Origin of the sequence: Psychrobacter sp. MF31, assembly GCF_012847335.1 — a bacterium.
GTDB lineage: Bacteria > Pseudomonadota > Gammaproteobacteria > Pseudomonadales > Moraxellaceae > Psychrobacter.
In genome coordinates, this window is the sequence record NZ_JABBDX010000005.1 from 166,640 (window position 1) to 184,913 (window position 18,274).

At 44.5% G+C, this 18,274-nt stretch carries 17 protein-coding genes; 4 read left to right on the forward strand and 13 right to left on the reverse strand.

Annotation, left to right across the window (positions count from 1 at the left end; translation table 11 throughout):
* Positions 1-53: 53 nt before the first annotated feature.
* The 7 genes from HF322_RS08375 to HF322_RS08405 form a co-directional block, all read right to left on the reverse strand.
* On the reverse strand, positions 54-278 hold the full coding sequence (locus HF322_RS08375; RefSeq protein WP_169392952.1) for a heavy-metal-associated domain-containing protein: 225 nt from the start codon (positions 276-278) through the stop codon (positions 54-56).
* Positions 279-369: 91 nt separating this feature from the next.
* Positions 370-621 (reverse strand): heavy-metal-associated domain-containing protein, encoded by a 252-nt coding sequence (locus HF322_RS08380; protein ID WP_169392953.1) that lies wholly within the window; start codon positions 619-621, stop codon positions 370-372.
* Between the two features lie 34 nt (positions 622-655).
* Positions 656-1,525 carry a 3-deoxy-8-phosphooctulonate synthase gene (gene kdsA / locus HF322_RS08385; protein ID WP_169392954.1) on the reverse strand — a complete coding sequence of 290 codons (870 nt, stop codon included), beginning with the start codon at positions 1,523-1,525 and terminating at the stop codon, positions 656-658.
* A gap of 237 nt (positions 1,526-1,762) precedes the next feature.
* Positions 1,763-3,397 carry a CTP synthase gene (locus HF322_RS08390; RefSeq protein ID WP_169392955.1) on the reverse strand — a complete coding sequence of 545 codons (1,635 nt, stop codon included), beginning with the start codon at positions 3,395-3,397 and terminating at the stop codon, positions 1,763-1,765.
* Between the two features lie 182 nt (positions 3,398-3,579).
* On the reverse strand, positions 3,580-4,749 hold the full coding sequence (locus HF322_RS08395; protein WP_169392956.1) for a porin: 1,170 nt from the start codon (positions 4,747-4,749) through the stop codon (positions 3,580-3,582).
* An 83-nt stretch (positions 4,750-4,832) separates the two neighbouring features.
* Positions 4,833-6,014 carry a porin gene (locus HF322_RS08400; protein ID WP_169392957.1) on the reverse strand — a complete coding sequence of 394 codons (1,182 nt, stop codon included), beginning with the start codon at positions 6,012-6,014 and terminating at the stop codon, positions 4,833-4,835.
* 422 nt (positions 6,015-6,436) lie between these two features.
* Complete coding sequence (locus HF322_RS08405) at positions 6,437-8,629, reverse strand: malate synthase G (RefSeq protein WP_308811490.1); 2,193 nt, start codon at positions 8,627-8,629, stop codon at positions 6,437-6,439.
* A gap of 617 nt (positions 8,630-9,246) precedes the next feature.
* On the opposite strand from HF322_RS08405, the gene HF322_RS08410 reads away from it, so the two are divergent.
* Entirely contained in the window at positions 9,247-9,966 is a 720-nt protein-coding gene (locus tag HF322_RS08410) for a tRNA-(ms[2]io[6]A)-hydroxylase (RefSeq protein ID WP_169392959.1), read from the forward strand.
* 69 nt (positions 9,967-10,035) lie between these two features.
* On the opposite strand, the gene HF322_RS08415 is transcribed toward HF322_RS08410, so the two are convergent.
* The 6 genes from HF322_RS08415 to mtgA form a co-directional block, all read right to left on the reverse strand.
* Complete coding sequence (locus tag HF322_RS08415; protein ID WP_169392960.1) at positions 10,036-10,251, reverse strand: hypothetical protein; 216 nt, start codon at positions 10,249-10,251, stop codon at positions 10,036-10,038.
* Positions 10,252-10,261: 10 nt separating this feature from the next.
* Complete coding sequence (locus HF322_RS08420) at positions 10,262-11,074, reverse strand: hypothetical protein (protein WP_169392961.1); 813 nt, start codon at positions 11,072-11,074, stop codon at positions 10,262-10,264.
* 150 nt (positions 11,075-11,224) lie between these two features.
* Positions 11,225-11,587, reverse strand: a complete 363-nt coding sequence (locus HF322_RS08425) for a hypothetical protein (RefSeq protein WP_223193241.1) — start codon at positions 11,585-11,587, stop codon at positions 11,225-11,227.
* A 51-nt stretch (positions 11,588-11,638) separates the two neighbouring features.
* A complete protein-coding gene (locus tag HF322_RS08430; protein WP_169392824.1) occupies positions 11,639-11,821 on the reverse strand; it encodes a hypothetical protein in 183 nt (60 codons plus the stop codon).
* Positions 11,822-12,076: 255 nt separating this feature from the next.
* Positions 12,077-14,263 (reverse strand): polyphosphate kinase 1, encoded by a 2,187-nt coding sequence (gene ppk1, locus HF322_RS08435; RefSeq protein ID WP_169392962.1) that lies wholly within the window; start codon positions 14,261-14,263, stop codon positions 12,077-12,079.
* A gap of 115 nt (positions 14,264-14,378) precedes the next feature.
* Positions 14,379-15,059 carry a monofunctional biosynthetic peptidoglycan transglycosylase gene (gene mtgA, locus HF322_RS08440; protein WP_169393068.1) on the reverse strand — a complete coding sequence of 227 codons (681 nt, stop codon included), beginning with the start codon at positions 15,057-15,059 and terminating at the stop codon, positions 14,379-14,381.
* A 163-nt stretch (positions 15,060-15,222) separates the two neighbouring features.
* Here mtgA and HF322_RS08445 point away from each other — a divergent pair, with 163 nt between their 5' ends.
* The 3 genes from HF322_RS08445 to glcE all read left to right on the forward strand — a co-directional run bounded on the left by HF322_RS08445 (position 15,223) and on the right by glcE (position 18,263).
* Entirely contained in the window at positions 15,223-15,534 is a 312-nt protein-coding gene (locus HF322_RS08445; RefSeq protein ID WP_223193242.1) for a glutaredoxin family protein, read from the forward strand.
* Between the two features lie 207 nt (positions 15,535-15,741).
* Complete coding sequence (locus tag HF322_RS08450; protein ID WP_169392963.1) at positions 15,742-17,208, forward strand: FAD-linked oxidase C-terminal domain-containing protein; 1,467 nt, start codon at positions 15,742-15,744, stop codon at positions 17,206-17,208.
* Entirely contained in the window at positions 17,205-18,263 is a 1,059-nt protein-coding gene (gene glcE / locus HF322_RS08455; protein ID WP_169392964.1) for a glycolate oxidase subunit GlcE, read from the forward strand. Before HF322_RS08450 ends, glcE begins: the two co-directional genes overlap by 4 nt.
* Positions 18,264-18,274 lie beyond the last annotated feature (11 nt).

Here is an 18,274-nt window from a genome sequence, read left to right on the forward strand (position 1 = left end):
AAAAAAGAAAAACCAGCTCAAAGGCTGGTTTTTAGCTGTTATCTAAAAATGATTTATTGATTGGCAACCGCCGCGTCAAATCCAGCATCTTCAATCGCGCTTACGATCTTATCAGCGCTCGTTTGGCTGTCATCAAACGTTACCGTAGCATTGTTCGCTGACAAGTCGATGCTCATGTTGGTCAAGCCCTCAATATCGGCAGTGGCATTATAAATGCTTGCCACGCAACCTTGGCAGGTCATGCCATCAATGTTAATCGTTTTAGTTTGTTCAGTCATGATTGGCTCCTAATTAATTAACTAACAATCATTATTTTAAAAAGGTAATGTTTTAAAAAGGTAATATTTTAAAAATTTAGCGCGTTAAAAATTAGTGATAGCGCGGATTTTGCGGCGCATCGATAGGAAACGGCTGAGTGACGTAATCAACCATAGTAATCGCCGCGGTCAACGCATGAATGGTCGTCTCATTGTCATCATAACTTACCAATGCCGTTTGACTCACGGGATCAAGATCGATTGCCGTCACGCCCGTGATGTTTTTAAGCGCCGTCATCACACTGTCAACGCCCTCAGGGGTATCGATATTTTCAATACTGACTTTTGCCACTTGAATTGCCATAAGCGCTCCTTTTTTAGTTATTTTTTTAATGCTATTAATGAGTATCGAGCTTTTCAAAGCCTTTAACAAGCGTATCAAGCTGTTGAATTTGACGTAAAAATGGCTCAAGTTGGCTCACTCTAAGCGCACAAGGACCATCGCATTTCGCGGCTTCAGGATTGGGATGCGCTTCTAAAAATAGCCCTGCAAGTCCTGTCGCCATGCCAGCGCGTGCTAAAGTGGTGATTTGTTCACGGCGACCGCCTGCGCTATCACTTCGAGCGCCTGGCTGCTGAAGGCTATGGGTCACATCAAAAAACACCGGAACGTTCATCTGCTTCATGGTATCAAAGCCAAGCATATCCACGACCAAATTGTTATAACCAAAGGCACTGCCGCGCTCGCACAAAATGATTTTATTATTGCCTGCCTCAAGACACTTATTAATAATATGGCGCATCTCATGCGGCGCTAAAAACTGCGCTTTTTTAATGTTAATAATCGCGCCTGTTTTTGCCATGGCTTGCACCAAATCGGTTTGCCGCGATAAAAATGCTGGAAGCTGAATGATATCGGCAACTTCGGCAACTGGCGCGGCTTGATACGGCTCATGAACATCAGTAATAACTGGCACGCCAAATTTGGCTTTGATTTGCCCAAGCCAATCCATTCCCGTTTCAAGTCCAGGCCCGCGAAATGAGGTCAAACTTGAGCGATTTGCCTTATCAAAACTTGCTTTAAACACAAAGCCAATATTGAGGCGATTGCAAATTTCGATATACTGCTCGGCAATCTCAAACGCTAGCTCTTTGGACTCCAAAACGTTCATGCCACCAAACAACACAAATGGCTTATCATTACCAATGATAATATCTTGCTTTGGGCTTTGAATGGTAAGGTGGGACTGAGCTTGCAAATCGTTCATTGAGAGCATCCTAACGCGGTAAAGGTAAAATTGTTTTTAAAGTTATCATAAAAAACTATTCTAATATAGTAGCGCAAATTTTAGCGAAAAAAAGCGCCGCGAAACTTTTGACCACAAAATCATCACCGGCAAGCTACAATCTTAAAGATAGTAAAAAACTAAAATAATAAGAAAATCTTCAATAAAAAAGGTCAACCCAAAAGCTGACCTTTTTTATTTTAAACTTAAAGCTTCATCTTACTTGCTATCGTGATACGTTTTTGCCGCTTTTACAAAGCTGTTAAATAGCGGATGACCACCGCGCGGTGAACTGGTGAACTCAGGGTGGAACTGAACCGCGACAAACCAAGGATGGCTTTGAATTTCGACCGCTTCAACCAAATGCTGCTTGGCAGAATACCCTGAAATGGTCATTCCGGCAGCTTCTAACGGCTCAATATAGCGGTTGTTCATCTCATAGCGGTGGCGATGACGCTCGGTGATGGTAGTCGCACCATAAATCCGCGCAAGCTTACTTCCGGCGACCAACTCTGCCTTTTGAGCACCCAAGCGCATCGTACCGCCAAGGTCAGAGTCATCGCTGCGGATTTGCAGCTCGCCGCGCTCATCAAACCATTCAGTAATGAGACCGATAATTGGCTCTGCACTTTTACGATCAAACTCAGACGAATTGGCGTCCAAATTTAATACGTTTCGAGCGTATTCAATGACCGCAAGCTGCATTCCTAAGCAAATGCCAAGATAGGGAACATTATTTTCACGGGCATAAGTGATGGCTTTCATTTTGCCAATCGTTCCGCGCTCACCAAAGCCGCCTGGAACTAAAATCGCATCAGCGTTTTTTAAGTTTTCAAGTAAGCTGTCGTCATCTTCTAAACGCTCGGCATCGACGTAATCGATTTTGACCGCCGTTTGGTGGGTGATTCCGGCGTGAAGTAGCGCTTCATTAATCGACTTATAAGCGTCTGGAAGCTCAACATATTTACCAACCATTGCCACGGTAACGTTAGCTTTTGGATTGAGCTGAGCTTCAACGACTTTGTCCCAATCACTCAAATCGGCTTCCGGCAAATCAAGACCAAAACGCTCACAAATGATGTCATCCAAATCTTGCTCATAAAGCGCTCGCGGGATTTGATAAATGCTTTTGGCATCTTCGCACATGATAACCGCGCGCTCTTCAACGTTGGTAAATAGCGCAATTTTGCGGCGATTGTCTTGGGATATTTGATGCTCTGAGCGGCAAATCAAGATATCCGGCTGCAAACCAATGGAGCGAAGCTCTTTTACCGAGTGCTGAGTGGGTTTGGTTTTGGTCTCCCCTGCGCTTGAAATATAAGGCACAAGGGTTAAATGCATGAGCATGGCTTTGTTGCGACCAAGCTCAACTTGCAACTGACGAACGGCTTCCATAAATGGCAAGGATTCAATGTCACCGACCGTACCGCCAATTTCGATGATTGCCACATCGTAGCCTGCACCACTAGCTAAGATTTTATTTTTAATTTCATCGGTGATGTGCGGAATCACCTGAACCGTTCCGCCCAAATACTCACCGCGGCGCTCTTTATTAAGTACCGTTTGATAAATACGACCACTGGTAAAGTTATTGCTTTTGCTCATTTTTGAGTGGCGTAAAAAGCGCTCGTAATAGCCCAAGTCCAAATCCGTCTCAGCGCCATCGTCGGTGACAAAAACTTCACCGTGCTGAAAGGGGCTCATCGTGCCAGGGTCGACGTTGATATACGGGTCCATCTTGGTCATGGTGACCTTGACCCCGCGCGCCTCTAACACCGCGGCAAGTGAGGCTGCCGTGATACCTTTTCCTAGTGAGGACACCACCCCACCGGTCACAAATATAAACTTGGTCATAGCTCTTCTGTCGGTCATTGGTAAAAAAGAATTTTACTAAAAATACACAAGAAAATATAGGGCAAAATCTGAATCCGCCCGATTTTAAGCTTTTTATAAAACTTTGCGGCTCAAAAAGCGCTCATAAAAAAACCCATCATAAACGATGAGTTTTAAATATGACTTAAAATCAACCAAGCAAACTAAAACTTATATTCAAGTCCTGCTCCAAAAGCAAAAACGTCAATGTCAGATTCGATATTGGCGTAATAATTCTTCTTGCCTTTTTCATCCACTTTGACCTTGCCAACCGACACGTAATCAGCAGAGTTCTTACCGATATAAGCATGAGCGGTGATGTCCTTTTTAAAGTCATACGTTCCACCAAGCACGATCTGGTCGGAGTTTGAGTCGGCATAACCGTTTAAATTGTCCGTTTTGTTGTACTGCAAATAAACGGCAGCAGGCTTATCAAACTGCGCTAGCTTCATTTTTCCGCTAACGACCAAGCCTTTTTCAGTTTTTGATCCTTGATACTTATAATCGCCTTCTTGATACATCACCCCAAGCGTGAGCGGCAGTGAGGTAAATTTGTTCAAATCCGCACGAAGCGTTCCGCGAATGATATCGCCGGAATATTCAACTTTTCGGCTGTCAAGCTTATTGATATCGGTTAAATCCAAAATATCAATCTTGCCTTCATTGTCCATGTTTTTGGTGTAAGCAAGCCCTGCGGTGATGCCTTGAGCGCCTTCAAGCATTATGGAGGCGCCATAGCCTTCATTTCGCGATTCGTCCTCGTTGGTGGCATATTGCAGCGCAAGCTTGACTGGAACATCTTTATATTGCGGTGCAAACCAAACGATCGAGTTGCTTTGGCGCGAGTCATCAAGCATATTTAGCGCGCGAAGCTCTTGTTCATCTTTGAGCTTACCATCGCCTAGATTGTCCCAGTAACCTTCGGTAACGGTGACATTATTAACTTCGTCCAAAACTGAGGAGTTACGACCCACGCGAACTTCGCCAAATTTTTTATTTTCAAGTCCAAGGTAGGTATCGCGGCTTTTTAGGCTTTGGTCATCGCCATCAACATGAACGCCATACTCAAGCTTATAGATGATATTGGTATGATCACTTAGCGCTTCGTCACCTTTGATGCCAATTCGTGAGCCGTGAGAGTTGATCTCAACCGCATTTTTATCATAGCCGTCTAAAGTCTTCACCGTTTCGTTGAGCGCAAGCTTGGTGATCAAGTCCGATTGCATGTTGACATAATCGGCGGTTAAAAATATCTTGCCGTAAACTTTGGGGTTGGCATAAGCGGCGCTGGTTGCGGTAACGATTAAAACGGGGATCAAGAGTAATTTTTTCATAAAAAACAAGTATTCATTAAATTTAGAGCAAAAACAAAAACTCACCCCGATTGGAGTGAGTTTTTTACGACATTTAGCTAGGATTAGAATTTGTATTCTAAGCCGCCGCCTAAAGCAAAGACGTCGATATCAGATTTGATGATACCAGGAGCAGTTGTTGATACCCCACCATTAGTGGTAGTTACGTTGCCTACACGCGCATAATCTGCTGAGTTTTGACCAACATAAGCATGAGCAATCATGTTTTTCTTAAACATGTATTTGCCGCCCAATACGATTTGATCAGATTCAGCATCGCTAAAGCCATTCAAGTTGTCAGTTTTGTTGTACTGAAGATAAACTGACGCAGGTTTAGCAAAGTTGTTTAAGCCCATCTCACCGCTTAATACCAAACCTTTTTCTTTGCTTGATCCGGCAAAGTCGTAATCAGTTTGTTGGTACATCGCGCCAACTTTTACAGGATAAGCAACATACTTGCCTAAATCAGCAGTTACGGTTCCACGGATCACATCACCGCCGTAGCCAGCACCATCTTTGTTATAAATTGGTTTATTTGAATCTGAAAGATTTAAATCTTCTGATTTATTATAGGCATCCATGTCTTTACTGTAAGCAATACCTGCTGTGAAGCCTGTGCCTTGATCAAACATTAAAGAGGCGCCATAACCATTTTTGCTGTCAGTGAATTTTTCATCTGATGCATACTGAAGGGCAAGCTCAACAGGAAGACCTTGGTATTTTGGTGCAATCCAAACGATCGAGTTGCTTTGACGTGAGTCATCAAGCATGTTTAGGGCGCGAAGCTCTTTTTCGTCTTCAAGCTTGCTGTCACCTAAGTTATCCCAAAAGCCTTCGGTTAAAGTCACGTTATTCACATAACCTAAAACAGATGAGTTGCGACCGGCACGGAATTCACCAAAGTCTTTGTTAACAACCCCAACATAAGTATCGCGGCTTTTTAAAGTGTTGCTATCACCGTCAACACCAATGCCATACTCTAGCTGATAAACCACATCCGTGTTTGCTGATAGCGCTTCTGAGCCTTTAAGACCGATGCGAGAAGCATGAGAGTTAATTTGAACCGTATTTTCGTCGTACTGATTCAAATAGTCATCACTCACAGTTTGATTAGGCGCAAGGCTAAGATCAGATTCAGCATTGACATAATCAGCAGTAACGAATGCTTTACCATAAATGGTTGGTGCAGCTTGAGCAGCAGTTGCGGTTAGGGCAGCGATGGCGGAAGCTAAAAGTAGTTTTTTCATGGGAGTATCTCCACTTTACAATTTTAGTAAGGTGCTAGCTTTTGGCGGGCACCCAAAATGGTATCGTCACAAATCCTCAAAATAAATGTAACTGGCTACCGAGCTTAGTCAGAAACAAGTGTGGCGAAGTGTTATTACTGAAAGATGAAAAAACCTAACATTTACAAAAAAATTCCGTTTTTCGTAACTCGATTGTAAACCTAGGAGTTTATCACGCTTGTGCGTAACATCCGTTACCAAACTCATACTTCACCAATAAGCATATCAACTTTGACATAATTTGCAACATATTTTTTACAATCATCTGATTAAATAAGACCATAATTATCAAGATAATTTGTTTTAAGCGATAAAAAAGCCCTCATTGGTTCTAACTAACAAAGGCTTGGTAAAGTGGATCAAATCATAACTGATCTTTTGTGTCAAATTGGGCAAGCACTGGCTTTTAACGCAAGGCGCGCTTGATGCAGTAACGGTTCAGTATAGCCATTTGGCTGCTCGCGACCTTTAAAGACCAAATCGCAAGCCGCTTTAAAAGCAAATGAATTTTCAAAATCAGTTGCCATCGGACGATACTCAGGATCGCCTGAATTTTGATCATCAACAATTTCTGCCATGCGCTTCATGGTTGTCATGACTTGATCTTTAGTGACAATGCCATGATACAGCCAGTTAGCAATGTGCTGGCTTGAGATGCGCAGTGTCGCCCGATCTTCCATCAGTCCCACATTATTGATATCTGGAACTTTTGAGCAGCCAACGCCTTGATTGACCCAGCGAACCACATACCCCAAAATTCCTTGAGCATTGTTTTCAAGCTCCTCGCGGATTTCCTCGGCAGTCCAATTGGTATCGAGCGCCAGTGGAATGGTTAAAATATCATCGATATTGGCGCGTGGTCGCGATTTTAGAGCTTCTTGGGTTTCAGAAACGTTCACTTCATGATAGTGCAAGCTGTGCAACGTTGCCGCTGTAGGCGATGGCACCCAAGCAGTGTTCGCGCCAGCTTTTGGATGCGCAATTTTGGTCTCAAGCATCTCTTTCATATCATCAGGCTTTGCCCACATGCCTTTACCAATTTGGGCGTGACCCGGCAATCCGGCTTCAAGACCAACATCAACGTTCCACTGCTCATAAGCTTGTAGCCAAGGCTGCTCTTTCATTCGGCTTTTGCGAACAAAGGCGCCTGCGTTCATACTGGTGTGCATCTCATCACCAGTGCGATCCAAAAATCCGGTATTGATAAAGATAATGCGATCGCGAACTTGACGGATGGCTTCTTTTAAATTTACCGTCATTCGGCGCTCTTCATCCATAACGCCAATTTTAATGGTGTAACGCGGCAAGTTTAAGATATCTTCGGCGGCGGTAAATAAGTCGTCAGCAAAGCGAACTTCCTCAGGGCTGTGCATTTTAGGCTTCACAATATACATCGAGCCTTGTCGTGAGTTGGCAAGCTCATTTTTTCCTTGAATGTCATTGAGCGATAATAACGGCGTGATAAGACCGTCCATAATGCCTTCAAAGATTTCCTCATAGCCGTCACCCAAATCTACCAAAATGGCGGGATTTTGCATTAAGTGACCAACATTTCGGATCAATAACAGCGCGCGACCCGGAAGTACCAATTTTTCGCCTGTTGGGGAGGTATATTCACGATCTGGATTTTGGCGGCGGGTGATGGTTTTGCCATTTTTTTCAAAGCGCTCAAACAAATCGCCATTCATTAGCCCAAACCAGTTGCGATAAGCGGCAACTTTGTCTTCAGCATCCACCGCTGCAATCGAATCTTCCAAATCTTGAATGGCGCTTAATGCCGATTCCAGCAAAATGTCTTTGATTCCTGCCAGATCTGCCTTGCCAATCGGGTTTTCAGGATCGATTTGAATCTCAACGTGAAGGTTGTTATTTTTAAGCAAAATTCCCGTTGGTGCTGACGCCTCGCCAACAAACCCGACAAATTTAGCCGGATCTTGCAATGCCGTATCGCGATCCTCTTGATGAATCACCAATTTGCCATCAACAATACTAAAACCAGTTGCCTTGGTAAAAGACCCAGTGTCAAGGGCAAAATGCGCATCCAAAAACGCTTTGGCATAAGCAACCACCGCGGCGCCGCGAGTTGGATTATAGCCCTTCCCTGCTTCTTGACCGTTGTCGTTACTGATCACATCAGTACCATAAAGCGCATCATATAAGCTGCCCCAGCGCGCGTTGCTGGCATTGAGTGCATAGCGAGCGTTTAAAACCGGAACGACCAATTGCGGTCCTGCCATCGTAGCAATCTCATCGTCCACATTTTGCGTGCCGACTTGATAGTCCTCGCCTTCAGGCAATAAATAGCCAATATCTTGCAAAAATTGCTTGTACGCCGGAAAGTCAATTTTGCCGCCTTTTGCCGGATGATCGAGGTGCCATTGATCAATTTGCGATTGCAGATCAGCGCGCGTTTGCAAAAGCGCCTTATTTCTTGGCGTCAGCGCTTTGACAGTGGCTTCAAATCCTGACCAGTAGTCTTGAGAGTCGACGCCGACGCTTGGCAGCACTTCGTTTTCAATAAAATCAAAAAGCTGAGTGTCAATGGCAAGACTGCCTTTTTGAATACGATTGGCGATGGCTTGGCTCATAGCGGTGTCCTTATCAGTGGGTCGGGATGGTCGCATCAGACTGCGGGATTGACGCGGGTTTGGCGTTTTTTGAGTATTCATTCCACATTTGAATGCTCAGTATTTTTAAATTGACCTTATTAACAAATCATAAATCATTTCATAAGATCAGTAGCCTAGTCGATTAATCTTGTCGACTTTTTTATCTTAAGCCTTTTTACTAAAATAAATAGCGACAATAAAGACTGAGCATGACGCTTTTATGAAAAAGTAAAAATTTTTTATTGTTTGATTAGTATTGATTATCGACAAAAGCCATATTGATAACAATAAGTCATTAATATCAGATCAAGCGTAGCATTTTTACTAATAGTAAGATAATTTGTCTTAAAATCAAAACTTATCCTACTATCAAATTTAAAAATTAACAAGTTAATTCCATTTATTAAAAAAATAGTGGGCTTTTATAAAAATGATGTGCTATATCCCTTATGGCTTTGCCGTTATAATAAGAAAGACAAATTTTGATGACTTGCCAGTAATTCAAAACTGTAAGTAATTATTGCAACAGCTTAAGCAAATGATTCTTTTTAATTTTTCCTAAAAATTTTTTTAATGTGACAACTATGACTGACACAGCTTCACCAACAACTCTATCTTGTGATACCGATTCAAACTTTCATGATCCGCTAAGTGACGATAGCGTCGATATCAATAAAATAAAATCCCCAATTTCGGTGGATTTAACGCCTATTTTTAACTTTCTAGGCAGCCGAACGTCGCAAGGTTGGGTCACGGCAGCGCTGAATAATTTGCCGCTTATCATCCAAGATCATGCCAATTGCGAAAAAAAAGCGGCAGGAACGGCAATGAACTTGATGTTCCGTTATGAGTTTTCTTTTGAGTTGCAAAAAAAGTTAGCTCAGCTCATTCGTGAAGAAATGCTTCATTATGAGCAGGTTTTAGGAATCATGAATGAGCGCGATCAAGTATGGCAATACTTAAGTGCAGGTCGCTATGCAAAAGGGATGCTCAAGCACAAGCGAACTTTTGAGCCTGAAGCGATGATTGATGTGTTGATTATTGGCGCGTTTATTGAAGCTCGATCTTGTGAGCGCTTTGCAGCTTTGGCAGAACAAATCAGTGATGAGCGCTTAGGACGGTATTATCGCTATTTGTTAAAGTCAGAAAGTCGCCATTTTGAGGATTACTTGACGCTTGCTCAGTCGCTAAGTGACGATCCTATCGAGGAGCGGGTGCAGTTTTTTAAAACGGTGGAAAGCGAGCTGATTTCAAGCCCTGATACTGAGCTTAGATTTCATAGTGGCGATCCAGTGTTAATTTAATCGTCATTAGTTATAAAAATTAGGCAATATTTAAAAATACTGCCTAATATTGCTATTCACAAACCTGTTTTATAAATTTTGGTCATGATCTAAGCGATTTTTTACCACACCATGAGGATCATGGTCAGGGGTAAGTTTTTCGGCTAAGGCAGGATTGACCGTTTGCAGGTCATCCTCTGGAACAACGCCATCAAAATCATCGGCATCTTCGAGATGATAGTGCCGATTGGGCTTGACATCGTCATCGGCAATGAGTGGCTCATGCTTATTTTCATTAATTGTCATAAATCACCTATTATTCATTGTAGCGGTCATAGCTTTTGTCGTCGCCTTTATCTTCTGTAGGAAGCACCCGCGATTGCGCATTGTCAATGCTGGCATAACGGTTGTGATCGTCAATGAACTCACTTTTTGGAACTTCGGTTCCTGTGGTTTCTTCATTCACATTATTGTCAAACGGGCTGCCTTCTTGGTCACGGCGATCTGGTTCGCGAGCAGGATTGTCACCGGGGTTGACGTGTTCAGTTTGCATGACATCTGAGTCAAAGGTATCCGTGCCGTTTTCGACATGAGAATGGGCTTGAACGTCTCGCTCATTGAGTCGCATCTCAGCTCGATCAGCCATCGGCGCTCGAGTTGCTTGCAGCTCTTCGACTGCCATGGCATCAGTTTGCGGCGTTCTTAATGTGGCGCTTCTTTCGGCTTGATCAGCGGCTAAATGCGAGTCCAACAAGGTGTCATCTCTCATTGGCTGATTGCTCAGGTGATCTGAGCCAATCACCGTTTCTTGCATCGTCTCAGTATTTTTGACGGCTAACGGATCGCTGATTTCATTACGACGCTGCGCTGCCGCCAATTCTTCACGGCGCGATTCATGAAGCGGAGCAGTATTGTGATGAACGCTTGAGCGGTGCGCCAAATCAGGATCTAAAGTGTCTTGAAGCTCATTTCTTGCTAAAAATCCTGAGCCAATTACCGTTTCTTGCATGGTGTCCGTAATTGGGTTTTGCACGTGAGCATGATGATGTAAGTTTTCATCTTGACCTAAATGATCACGCTCCGTATCAGTAATTCTCGTTTTTGTTAAGTTTGGGTCGCGAGTTTCCATGATGGTATCCTTTATTATTGTAAGCATTGAAGTTAACTTAAACCGTTCAGCTAACTTCAAAGCATGATTTTTGATATCGTGGTAAAGCGGTCGTCCAACTTGAATGATGATTAAAGCTTAGTTATTAAAGTTCGTTATCAACACTGAAAATTAAAAAGAGTTGTCTTCTTTGCCTAAATTAAACGCGTTTAAATCCGCCGCATTTTTGCCGCCGGGCGGTAAGTCCTCTTCTTTTCTTGGGTCAGAATATACCTCATCGGTTTCTTGAGAGGCTTGCTCAGGACCGTCAATATTTGGCATATTTTTGCGACCGGCATAGCTACCCCGCGGATTTTCTACTTTTCCTGCCGCAGGATCACGAACCACCACGGCTTCTTCATCATTTACCAATCTTGGATCTTGCGACGAACCATCAGCAGCGCGTTTGTCAACGGCAAGTACCGGCTCGGCATCAAGTGGTACATCTTCAGGCGGAATGCCAACAATTTTTGCACCTGATTTGTCGTTAATCATGAGATTCTCCCTAGTTATTATTTTTAAAGCTCAATTTGATGTTTTTTAAAATCAGTTATCGGTTCGGACATCTTCGTCGATAAATGGCGTTTTTTGATCCTCGGTTAAATGCTCAGGCGCATTTACAGGCTTATTCGTTTGTAGATTATCTTGAAGCTGAGCTGGATTGACATTTTCTGCGGCTTTTTTAACTTCTGATTGATCGGCTTTGGTAGTATTATTTATATCAGTCACTTGGTAACTCCTTGATTTTTAATTTTTAATAAGAAATAGCTTAGAATAATTGATGACTAATTTTCATTATAAATCGCTTCAAAACGCTCGCTAGTAGCTTGGCGTAGCAATATGTGAAAAATTGTGAGGTTCACGTTTGCTTTGTAAAATTTGCTCGGGATATTCAATAAAAAAGCCCTCAAATCTATTTGTTTGAGGGCATATTATTTTAAAAAGCAGTTACTTAAAAACTAATTAAAAATAAGTAAGCATTGCTCAGTTATCTTCAACCACGCTATTGATCGTTCTAAGCAGATGATTTTGCGCAATATGAGCGCTCTCACCATCTTTTGGCTGCAATTGATGCCAATGACCTTCGCCGTCAAGCTCCCAAGCTTGGACATTATCTTTTAAATAGTTGATTAAGCCATCTTGATAAATTTGGTTAAACAACGCCTTGTCTTCAATCGGAAACGCCACTTCAACGCGGTGGAATAAATTGCGATCCATCCAGTCCGCGCTGCTGCAATATAAGCGCTCATCGCCATCATTATAAAAATAATAAACGCGCGTATGCTCCAAAAAACGCCCGATGATGGAGCGAACGGTGATGTTTTCAGACAACCCTTGAACTTGCGGTCGCAAACAGCACATGGAGCGCAAAATCAGCTCAATTTTCACGCCAGCTTGCGAGGCATCATACAGCTTGTCAATCAATCGGCGCTCAGTTAATGCATTGACTTTAATGATGATATGACCACGCTTACCTGAGCGAACGTTTTCGATTTCGTCATCAATAAATTTGATTAACGACTCATGCAAGGTAAATGGTGCATGAAGCAGCTTTTTCAGGTTGGCAGGTTTGCCCATTCCGGTCAGTTCTTGAAAAATTTTATGAACGTCTTCGGACATGTCAGGATCAGCGGTAAATAAGCCGTAATCGGTGTAGGCTTTGGCGTTGCCCGCGTGATAGTTTCCCGTTCCCATATGGACATAGCGGCGGATTTTGTTGTCCTCACGGCGGACAATTAGCATAAGCTTGGCGTGAGTTTTGTAGCCAACAATGCCATAAACGACCACCGCGCCTGCTTCTTGAAGATAGTTGGCAACCGCAATGTTCGATGCTTCATCGAAGCGGGCGCGAAGTTCGATCACGGCGGTGACTTCTTTACCATTTCGGGCGGCAGCCGCGAGCGCTTGAACGATTTCAGAATTGGTTCCGGAGCGATAAAGCGTTTGTTTAATGGCTAAAACTTTAGGATCATTTGCCGCTTGCCAAAGCAGGTTGACCACAGGCGAGAAGGCATTGAACGGATGATGAACCAACACATCGCCTTTACGCATCGCGGCAAACATGCTGGTGCTGCGATCAAGCTTGTCAAGATCGCGGCGAAAGGCTTTGGGAATGACAAAGTTAAACGGCTGATAGCGCAGTTTTGGAAGATTAAAGTCAAAGAGCAATCGGGTTAAGTTAACCGGACCGTTGACGCGGTAAAGCTGACTGTCATGAAGTCCAAACTCATCAAGCAAATAGTCGCTCATGTGTTTTGGGCAATCGGTGGTCACCTCAAGGCGAACCTTATCGCCAAAACGGCGGTTTTCAAGCTCACCCTCAAGCGCTTTGGCAATATCGTCCACATCGTCCGCCAAGTCCAAATCGGCATTTCGGGTCAAGCGAAACTGATGGCAGCCGGTCACATGAACCCCCGGAAACAGCTCGCTGACGTGCTCATGAATGATGGCAGACAGCATGACATGATACTCTTTGCCGCCGGTCAGCTCATCCGGCAGGCGAATGACGCGCGGCAAGCTTCGCGGCGCAGGAACAATCGCCAAATTGATATCGCGACCAAAGGCATCTTTACCTTCTAAACTTGCGATAAAGTTGAGGCTTTTATTCACCAAACGCGGGAACGGATGCGCAGGATCAATACTGATTGGGGTCAAAACTGGCATGACTTGCTCAATAAAATACTGCTTCATCCACGCCGATTGCTCAGCGTTTAGCTCATCGCGTTTTAAATAGCGGATGTCCTCAAGCGCAAGCGCTGGCAAAATATCTTCATTAAGCAGTCGGTATTGCTCATCAATCGCTCGGTGCGCAATGATAGAGATTTCATCAAGCACTTCGCTTGGTCGCATGCCGTGCGGCGTGGCGGCAACGTTGCCCAAATTGAGCTTTTGCATCAGCCCTGCCACGCGAATTTCAAAAAATTCATCCATATTGGATGAAAAAATAATCAAGAAAAATAAGCGCTCAAGAAGCGGATGATGTGGGCTTGCAGCTTGCGCCAATACCCGAAGATGAAACTGCAATAATGAGATTTCGCGGTTGATATAACTGTTTGCCGAATAGCTGCCGTCATCAAAACGCTGCCAGTCAATTTGCGTAAGTGATGTGATTGCCGTTTGTTGGATGCTTGGGTCTGAATTGTTCTTGTGATGGGTGAGCTTTTGAGTCATGCCGCGATTCCTTATTTTTTGCCATTAAGGGCTTTTATTCTAGTCCGAAACCGCGATTTTGTCCTGATTTAACGCCACAATTTATAATAGCGCGATTTAATACGTCTTAATCATGTCATTTGGGCAAAATCGCGCTGTTCATGCGCCGTTTAATGATGCGCTGCTTGTTTTTGAGTCGCCGATCGTTGCGATTTTTTTCATAATATTTGGGATTAGGAAGCATACTGATGAGCGTTGCTGACTCATCGCGGTTAAGTTTAGCCGCTGATTTATTAAAATAATGGTGCGCTGCGGCATCGATCCCATAAATGCCGTTGCCAAATTCAGCAACGTTTAAATAAGCGGTTAAAATGCGCTTTTTATCCCACATTTTTTCGATCATCACGGTGATGACGGCTTCTTCACCTTTACGCCAATACGAGCGGTGCGAGGTTAAAAATAAATTTTTTGCCAATTGCTGAGTGATGGTTGAGCCGCCCGCCGCCATTTTTCCCGAGGCTTCATTTTTTTTATGAGCCGCTTCAATACCTTGCAAATCAAAACCGTTGTGCTGAGTAAATTTAGCATCTTCACTGACAATCGCTGCTTGCTTGACGGGTTTGGCAATGGCGTCATAATCCGCCCAAGACTGCGATACCTTGCCCATCGTCAATCGGTGACTGAGCATAAACATACTGTTGTTGATCGGCTGGGTTTTCCAAAGTGCCAATAGCCCTGCCACCATCAAATGAAACGCCACTACCAGCAGCATTGCCGCCAGCAATAAGCGTTTAAAAAATCTGCCCATTACGGTCATGAAAACGATTCCAAAAAAAGCAGTTGCAGCCATAAAATATGCGTTAGCGCGCTGCAAGGTTGCATCATAAAATGCCAGTATCTTACCTAATCTCGGCTAAGCTGTCATTATCCGCACGATTTCTTTATGATAGGGTGACAACTTTGCAACATGAGGCAAGATAATGCCGCAATATTCACCTTCAATGCTCAAGCAACTTCGCGCGGATATTTTAGCGCAGGTTTCTTTTTCTTCCCTTCCTGACGATATGACATGGTGGCTGCTTGGCACCAAAGGCTGCCATTTATGTGAGTTGGCTGAGCAGCGGCTAGTTGAGTTTCAAAGCGTTGTTCCGATGTCTTATATAAACGTTGATATTGCCGATTTTGATGAGCCGCTCATGATGCAGTTTGCCACGCAAATTCCGGTGATTTTAACCCAAAACGCCCGCTTAGATTTTCCTTTTTCCGTGCTTGATTTGCAAAATTTGCTTTGAAATCGTCCTTTTGGTTTTTTATCTGTTCAAGACTTTGGAATCAAACAAAGTCGTTAGTGAATAAAGTGCTTATTTAATTCTAAATGATAATCATTGAATCATTATGATGAATAAACAGTCATTTTTAAGGTCAATAGTATTATGCCCGCCTAGTTTTATGTGTAATAATGAAGGAATTGTTACTGAATAAAGCTAAGGAGAGCGACGATGAGCCAAAGCCAAAAGCCAGATAAAATGGCGCTTGCGACCATGTTTCGCGCGTTTCTTGCGCCAGAATATGTCATTTGTGATGAAGAGACACAAAAGCCATTTGAATGCGATGGCTTATCCGTTTATTGCGATATGCCGCTTTTGGTGGTGCTACCAGGGACAGTTGAGCAGGTTCAAGAGGTGATGCGAATTTGCCATCGCTATGAGATTCCTGTGGTAGCGCGCGGCGCTGGAACGGGGCTTTGTGCAGGCGCTATGCCCAATCCTGACGGCGTTTTGCTCGTCTTATCCCGCTTCAAACACATTCTTGAGATCGACCCGCTTGCCCGCAGCGCACGCTTGCAACCGGGCGTTCGCAACTTAGCCATTAGCGAAGCGGCAAGCCACTACGGCTTATATTATGGTCCCGATCCCTCCTCTCAAATCGCCTGCTCCATCGGCGGCAATGTCGCTGAAAACTCAGGCGGCGTTCACTGTTTAAAATACGGTCTGACTGTTCATAACTTATTAAAGGTCGAGATGGTCACCGTTGAGGGTGAGCTTATTACCCTTGGCAGTGAAGGTTTGGATAATAACGGCATCGATTTGATGGCGCTCATTACCGGCTCTGAGGGCTTACTTGGCGTTATCACAGAAGTCACGGTCAAATTGCTACCCACCCCATCGATCGCTCAGGTGATCATGGCGGCGTTTGACAGCGTTCAAGCGGCAGGCGATGCAGTCGGCGGCGTGATTGCTAAAGGCATCATTCCGGCGGGGCTTGAAATGATGGACAGCCCCGCCATTATTGCCGCTGAAGCCTTTGCCCATGCGGGCTACCCAACGGACGCCCAAGCGTTGCTGCTTTGTGAATTGGACGGCAGTGAGGCTGAAGTGATTGAACAAATTGCGCAGGTTGAGCAGCTGTTTATCGACTTTGGCGCCACCGCCACTCGCGTCTCGCAAAGTGAAGCGGAGCGCGCGCTGCTTTGGAAAGGTCGCAAATCAGCGTTTCCTGCCGTTGGTCGAATTTCTCCTGATTACTACTGTATGGATGGCACGATTCCGCGAAGCCAGCTTGCCTTTGTCTTGACCGAAATGCAAAAGCTTTCTGATTATTATGGTTTAAAAGTTGCCAACGTCTTTCATGCCGGCGACGGCAATTTGCACCCGCTCATTTTATTTGATGCCAACGTGGCAGGCGAGCTTGAACGCACCGAAGAATTTGGCAGTAAAATCTTGGAGCTTTGCGTCAAAGTTGGCGGCTGTATCACCGGCGAGCATGGCGTTGGTGTTGAAAAAATCCGGCAAATGGCAGTTCAGTTTAATGATGAAGAGCTCACCCAATTTCACGCCATTAAACACGCCTTTGACCCTAATGGTCTGCTTAATCCCGGCAAAGGTATTCCGATTTTAAAGCGCTGCCAAGAATACCGAAGCCTTGATGCGATTAAAAACGATGCCCGACAAGGAGAGCCGGCATGAACGATATCAGCGCTCAATTGATTGAGCAAGTCAAACAAGCAGCAAGTGACGGCACAGCGTTACAAGTCATCGGCGGCGGTAGCAAAGATTTTATGGGACGAACGCCAACAGGAACGCCTATTTCAATCAAAGCCCATAGCGGAATCATCAGCTATGAGCCAGTTGAGTTGGTATTGACCGCTCGCGCCGGAACACCATTGTCACAAATTAAAGAGGCTCTGAGCGAACATCAGCAAATGATGGCGTTTGAGCCGCCATTATTTGACGGTAATGCCACCTTAGGTGGAACGCTTGCTTGTCATTTATCCGGTGCGGCTAGAGCTTGGAGCGGCTCGATTCGCGATCATGTGTTAGGAATTCGCTTGATCAATGGCAAAGGCGAGCATTTGCGCTTTGGCGGTCAGGTGATGAAAAACGTTGCCGGTTATGACGTGTCACGGATGCAAGCCGGCGCCATGGGAACGCTTGGCATCATTAGTGAGGTGAGCCTTAAAATTATGCCCAAACCTGCGGCAAGCTTAACGGTAGTTCAAGACATGAACGCCGCTCAAGCGATTGACACCATGAACCGCTTATCCGGTCAAGCCGTGCCGTTGACTGGCGCGTGTTGGTTAAACGGTCAGCTTTATTTGCGATTGGCAGGGGCAAAAAGTGCGGTTGAGACGACCGCTCGCGAGTGGCAAGGGTCAGCTTTAGATCATGGAGACGGCTTTTGGGAACAGCTTGGCGATCAGCGCTTGGATTTTTTTGCCAGTGACGCGCCGCTTTGGCGCTTTTCCGTCAAAAGTAGCTCGGAGCATGTCATGCCAAATGAGAATTGGTTGATTGATTGGGGCGGCGCTCAACGCTGGTTAAAAGGAGATTTTAATAAAGACGAGCTTGAAGCCATCGCTGAAAACATGGGCGGTCAAGTCAGCCTATATCGCGGCGGCAATCGCGATAGCGAGGTGTTTCACACTCAGCCTGAAGCGCTAAAGCTGATTCATCAACGCTTAAAACATGCCTTTGACCCCAATACCATTTTTAATCCCGGACGGCTTTATAGCTGGATGTAATAGGAGAGCAT

Excerpts from the sequence above, each read along its gene's own strand:
- HF322_RS08375 (WP_169392952.1), bottom strand. The coding sequence starts at position 278 with ATGACTGAACAAACTAAAACGATTAACATTGATGGCATGACCTGCCAA.
- HF322_RS08380 (WP_169392953.1), bottom strand. The coding sequence starts at position 621 with ATGGCAATTCAAGTGGCAAAAGTCAGTATTGAAAATATCGATACCCCT.
- kdsA (WP_169392954.1), bottom strand. The coding sequence starts at position 1,525 with ATGAACGATTTGCAAGCTCAGTCCCACCTTACCATTCAAAGCCCAAAG.
- HF322_RS08390 (WP_169392955.1), bottom strand. The coding sequence starts at position 3,397 with ATGACCAAGTTTATATTTGTGACCGGTGGGGTGGTGTCCTCACTAGGA.
- HF322_RS08395 (WP_169392956.1), bottom strand. The coding sequence starts at position 4,749 with ATGAAAAAATTACTCTTGATCCCCGTTTTAATCGTTACCGCAACCAGC.
- HF322_RS08400 (WP_169392957.1), bottom strand. The coding sequence starts at position 6,014 with ATGAAAAAACTACTTTTAGCTTCCGCCATCGCTGCCCTAACCGCAACT.
- HF322_RS08410 (WP_169392959.1), top strand. The coding sequence starts at position 9,247 with ATGACTGACACAGCTTCACCAACAACTCTATCTTGTGATACCGATTCA.
- HF322_RS08415 (WP_169392960.1), bottom strand. The coding sequence starts at position 10,251 with ATGACAATTAATGAAAATAAGCATGAGCCACTCATTGCCGATGACGAT.
- HF322_RS08420 (WP_169392961.1), bottom strand. The coding sequence starts at position 11,074 with ATGGAAACTCGCGACCCAAACTTAACAAAAACGAGAATTACTGATACG.
- HF322_RS08425 (WP_223193241.1), bottom strand. The coding sequence starts at position 11,587 with ATGATTAACGACAAATCAGGTGCAAAAATTGTTGGCATTCCGCCTGAA.
- ppk1 (WP_169392962.1), bottom strand. The coding sequence starts at position 14,263 with ATGACTCAAAAGCTCACCCATCACAAGAACAATTCAGACCCAAGCATC.
- mtgA (WP_169393068.1), bottom strand. The coding sequence starts at position 15,059 with ATGACCGTAATGGGCAGATTTTTTAAACGCTTATTGCTGGCGGCAATG.
- HF322_RS08445 (WP_223193242.1), top strand. The coding sequence starts at position 15,223 with ATGCCGCAATATTCACCTTCAATGCTCAAGCAACTTCGCGCGGATATT.
- HF322_RS08450 (WP_169392963.1), top strand. The coding sequence starts at position 15,742 with ATGAGCCAAAGCCAAAAGCCAGATAAAATGGCGCTTGCGACCATGTTT.
- glcE (WP_169392964.1), top strand. The coding sequence starts at position 17,205 with ATGAACGATATCAGCGCTCAATTGATTGAGCAAGTCAAACAAGCAGCA.